This window comes from Chryseosolibacter indicum, assembly GCF_018598585.1.
Taxonomy (GTDB): Bacteria; Bacteroidota; Bacteroidia; order Cytophagales; family Cyclobacteriaceae; genus Chryseosolibacter; species Chryseosolibacter indicus.
In genome coordinates this window covers 1-4101 of record NZ_JAHESD010000127.1, presented here as the reverse complement: position 1 = coordinate 4101, position 4101 = coordinate 1, and the positions used below count along the sequence as shown (strand labels likewise).

Genomic DNA, 4101 nt, shown 5'->3' with positions numbered 1-4101 from the left:
GCTCTCCTTTGTCTTCTTACCGTAAGCACCGGAACTTTGAAGTATTCTTTCCAGCTCTGTTCTTAATTTCAGAACATGTGCTTCAAATTCTTCTCGTGTTGTAAAAGAAAGGGGTGTAAAATCTGCAAAGAGAATTCCAAGTAGATCATCAAAAAAAGCAGTTACCTCTGCAGGCGAAGGGCATGAAGGGCAAACCTGATGCGACTCAAACAACCTGTGCCAAAACGTTTTATCCATGGGTTGGTAAACTAGGTGGTTTTCACTCAACTAACAAAGCCATTTAATACTTTTAACATTCTGTTAAGAACCGGTACAATATTTTACCAGAATTCAGTTACCTAAACGCGAAAACCTGTAGGAAAGGTTACTGAACTATAGGCTCTCGTAGTTAAAACAAAAAAAGTGACCAATAAAGTCATTATTGACACAATATGTCACTCGAAGAAGCCTCATTGCAAGCCTATGGAAACAAACATCTTAAACACAAAATGGACAGATCACGATATTCTGGATCTTGTACGTAAACTCAGAAATGATTTAATCAAGGATTTTCTCGACGAACGCTTTTTAAAGGAATACATTTCCTCCAACTTCAGAATCAGGGAATTAAGTAATGCAAAGATAGAATTTATCAAAAAAGATCTGAAAGAACTGTTACTTTCACCTGTTAACACTTTGCATTATGAAAATCTAATTAATCAGATTAAAACCACGGACAGCGCTGCCCTTACCGAAACAAATGAACATTTGTTCTACAAGGAAATTGAGGTACTTCTGAAGCGTTATATGTACTAGTGCTCGTGTTGTTCAATAATTCTTTTCAGTTCAGCTACCTGAATAACACCAGCTTGTCTCCATTTGAGTTCCCCTCCCTTAAACAAGGCCAGTGTGGGAACTCCTTGAATTTTATAAGCAGCCGTAATAAGTGGATTCTTATCGACATCAATTTTTATAATCCTGGCTCTACTCCCCACGCTAGATTTTAGTTCATCAAGAATTGGCTTCATCATTTTACAAGGACCACACCATTCAGCATAAAAATCGACCAGCGTCGGTTTTTTGTCTCTTATCAGATCAGAAAAAGATGCCTTTGCCATATTTATGTAGATTATATTTACTCAACTTCTACTTTAATGAGAAAGTTTCTTAATGTCAGGAATAATGGATTGATTATCAATACTTAAACTCCTCCAATTTTCGATAAAAAAAGTTATATTACATCAAGCAGCATTATCAACAGTGCTATCTGATGTGCTTTTACTTTTTTAAATTGGAATAGAAATCGAGAATAATTCATCGTTACTTATCGTTAATGAAATCAAATGCAAAAAATAAACTTTAGAAGTAAACTGTCTTTAATAGGGTTTGTTGCCCTGTTATTCCTTGCGGGTTGCAAAGATGATGATCCCGCACCTTCCAACAAGATCACCAACGAAGACAATGCTTATGTAAACAACTGGATCTACAAAGAAATGAAGACCTGGTATTTATGGAAAGATAAGTTACCACCTTCTCCCGATGTTAATGCAGAACCAGAAGAATTCCTAGACCAGTTGCTGTATTCAGAAGACCGCTTCACATGGATTCAGGATAACTATGTAGAATTATTAAATGCATTAAAAGGCGTTACCAAAGAAGCCGGTTATGAGTTTGTTCTTTATCGCGAAAATGCTTCTAGTAATAATGTTATTGCTCAGATATTATATGTCAAGCCCTCTTCCCCAGCAGAAAATGCAGGCCTAAAACGTGGCGATATAATTACGCATATTAACGGACAGCAGATAACAACGAGTAACTATAGCACCCTGCTCGATCAGATCGGGCAAAATCACACGATCGAATATAAGCCGATCGATCCTGAAAATAAGCAAGTAGGTGATCCTGCCTCAATTTCTTTAACAACAGTTCAGTATGCGGAAGATCCAAACTACCTTAGCAAGGTTATTGAAGTAGACGGCGGGCGAAGAGTAGGATACTTTGTTTACAATCTTTTTGCTGATGGTCCTGATTCAGAAACCAAGACGTACAATGACGAGATGGACAATGCCTTCAATAGCTTTAAGTCAGCAGACATTACAGATCTTGTTTTAGATCTTCGCTTTAACAGCGGAGGGTCAGAAACATCGGCAAAAAACCTTGCAAGTTTAATCGGCTCTGGAGTTGGCAGTTCTAAGGTATTCGCTAAGAAGGAGTACAATGATGTGATCCAGGAACAAATTATAAAAGACAAGGACTTAGGTCCTGATTTCTTAACCAGCAAATTTGCCGATAAAGCACAAAATGTAGGAAGCATGCTTACCGGAAACCGGGTTTATATCCTAACAAGTTCGCGCACAGCTTCTGCCAGTGAACTGGTAATCAATTCGCTAAAGCCTTACATGGACGTCTTTATTATCGGAGATACTACCTACGGAAAAAATGTGGGCTCTATATCACTTTATGAAGAAGAAGATCCTAAAAATAAGTGGGGTTTACAGCCCATAGTGGTTAAGGTTTTCAATAGTCTGAATCAATCAGACTATGGAAATGGCTTTGTACCGAATATCGTAAACAAGGACAATACTCTCTTTCTTTTTCCTTTAGGCGATCCAAGGGAAGCCCTGCTAAGCCAGGCAATTGCGCAAATAACAGGCATCCCTACCATCAGCAGAAGTCCGAAACCCGAAGAATCGAAAACAATTGTAGGACATTCATTAGATCGGAAAAGGCGAAGCTTCAACTTGATCATCGATCAAGAATAAAATAAATTCAGTGACAAAAGGGAGCTGAAAAGCTCCTTTTTCATCTGCTGCCAGGCGCTAAACGCATCCAGTTTTAAATTTTAATTGAAAATTTCCTGAAGATTTGGGAATTATCTGATGGTAATTGTATGTTTACACCCTGCAAGTCGGCACGACCAGCTCCTGCTGAACTCCCCCAGGATCGGAAGGTAGCAAGGGTAGGCGGTTGAGCGGTGCGATGTTCGGCTTGCTTTTTCTTTTTACAGCGCTTTTATTCCGCTTCTACTCCCCTTACTTCAATATTATCGCTGTTTATCAATTTATAGAATTGATATTTCATTTACATTTACGGTCGTAAAACAAACAACAAACTAACCCATGAAATTTTTCATTGACACAGCCAATCTGAACGAAATCAAAGAAGCTTATGATCTTGGCGTACTTGATGGTGTAACTACAAACCCATCATTAATGGCAAAAGAAGGAATCAAAGGACTTGACAATATAAAAGCACACTATAAAGCAATTTGTAACATCGTTGATAACAACGTGAGCGCCGAAGTAATTTCTACTGACCTCGATTCTATCCTTAAGGAAGGCCGCGATCTTGCAAAAATTGATGATAAGATTGTTGTTAAAGTACCTATGATTAAGGATGGTGTTAAGGCCATAAAGAAATTTACAAGCGAAGGCATCCGTACAAACTGCACCCTGGTTTTCTCATCAGGTCAGGCTATTCTTGCAGCTAAAGCAGGCGCAAGCTACGTGTCTCCTTTCGTTGGCCGTTTGGATGACATCTCTCATGATGGATTAGATCTTATCGCACAAATGAGAGTAATTTTCGACAACTACGGTTTTGATACAGAAATTCTCGCAGCTTCTGTTCGCCATACCATGCACTTAATACAGTGTGCTGAAATAGGCGCTGACGTTGCTACTTGTCCATTAAACGTTATTACAAGTCTGCTTAAACATCCTTTAACTGATATCGGCTTAGAGAAATTCCTTGCTGATCATAAGAAAGTTAATGGTTAATATTTAAGATATTAAAGTTTAGTCACAAATGTTCTCTTCAGATCCGGTAGTACGTGTAAAAGATGTAAGCATTTTTCAGGACCATCATACCGTATTATCGGATGTTAACTTTGAGATCGATAAAGGTGAATTTGTTTTCCTGGTCGGGAGAACCGGATCAGGAAAATCTTCCCTTCTTAAAACATTATATGCTGATCTCCCGCTAAGGCTCGGTGATATAGACATTGCAGGATTTCATTTAAGAGGCTTAAAGGGCAACCAAGTTCCTCTTCTCAGAAGAAAACTTGGAATCATCTTCCAGGACTTCCAATTGTTTAACGACCGCACCGTAGATGAGAATCTTATG

5 protein-coding genes, 1 other RNA gene and 1 pseudogene are annotated in these 4101 nt (G+C 38.5%); 5 read left to right on the top strand and 2 right to left on the bottom strand.

The genetic code is table 11. The features are described 5' to 3' along the window. A pseudogene (locus KK060_RS24595) lies at nt 1-237 on the bottom strand (hypothetical protein); the annotation flags it as partial. Between the two features lie 225 nt (nt 238-462). On the opposite strand from KK060_RS24595, the gene KK060_RS24590 reads away from it, so the two are divergent. After that, nucleotides 463-795 carry a hypothetical protein gene (locus KK060_RS24590; RefSeq protein ID WP_254157893.1) on the top strand — a complete coding sequence of 111 codons (333 nt, stop codon included), beginning with the start codon at nt 463-465 and terminating at the stop codon, nt 793-795. On the opposite strand, the gene trxA is transcribed toward KK060_RS24590, so the two are convergent. Then, nucleotides 792-1097 carry a thioredoxin gene (gene trxA / locus KK060_RS24585; protein WP_254157891.1) on the bottom strand — a complete coding sequence of 102 codons (306 nt, stop codon included), beginning with the start codon at nt 1095-1097 and terminating at the stop codon, nt 792-794. The genes KK060_RS24590 and trxA overlap by 4 nt on opposite strands. Nucleotides 1098-1322: 225 nt before the next feature. On the opposite strand from trxA, the gene KK060_RS24580 reads away from it, so the two are divergent. The 4 genes from KK060_RS24580 to KK060_RS24565 form a co-directional block, all read left to right on the top strand. Beyond that, nucleotides 1323-2741, top strand: a complete 1419-nt coding sequence (locus tag KK060_RS24580; RefSeq protein WP_254157889.1) for a S41 family peptidase — start codon at nt 1323-1325, stop codon at nt 2739-2741. 140 nt (nt 2742-2881) lie between these two features. Next, an RNA gene (gene ffs, locus KK060_RS24575) (signal recognition particle sRNA small type) lies at nt 2882-2975 on the top strand. A gap of 123 nt (nt 2976-3098) precedes the next feature. Then, nucleotides 3099-3755, top strand: coding sequence for a fructose-6-phosphate aldolase (gene fsa / locus KK060_RS24570; RefSeq protein WP_254157887.1), 657 nt, complete (start codon nt 3099-3101; stop codon nt 3753-3755). Nucleotides 3756-3783: 28 nt separating this feature from the next. Next, nucleotides 3784-4101 (top strand): ATP-binding cassette domain-containing protein (locus KK060_RS24565; RefSeq protein ID WP_254157885.1); only part of this gene is annotated, 318 nt, incomplete at its 3' end.

Coding starts and splice junctions, on each gene's coding strand:
- fsa (WP_254157887.1), top strand. CDS start 3,099: ATGAAATTTTTCATTGACACAGCCAATCTGAACGAAATCAAAGAAGCT.
- KK060_RS24590 (WP_254157893.1), top strand. CDS start 463: ATGGAAACAAACATCTTAAACACAAAATGGACAGATCACGATATTCTG.
- trxA (WP_254157891.1), bottom strand. CDS start 1,097: ATGGCAAAGGCATCTTTTTCTGATCTGATAAGAGACAAAAAACCGACG.
- KK060_RS24580 (WP_254157889.1), top strand. CDS start 1,323: ATGCAAAAAATAAACTTTAGAAGTAAACTGTCTTTAATAGGGTTTGTT.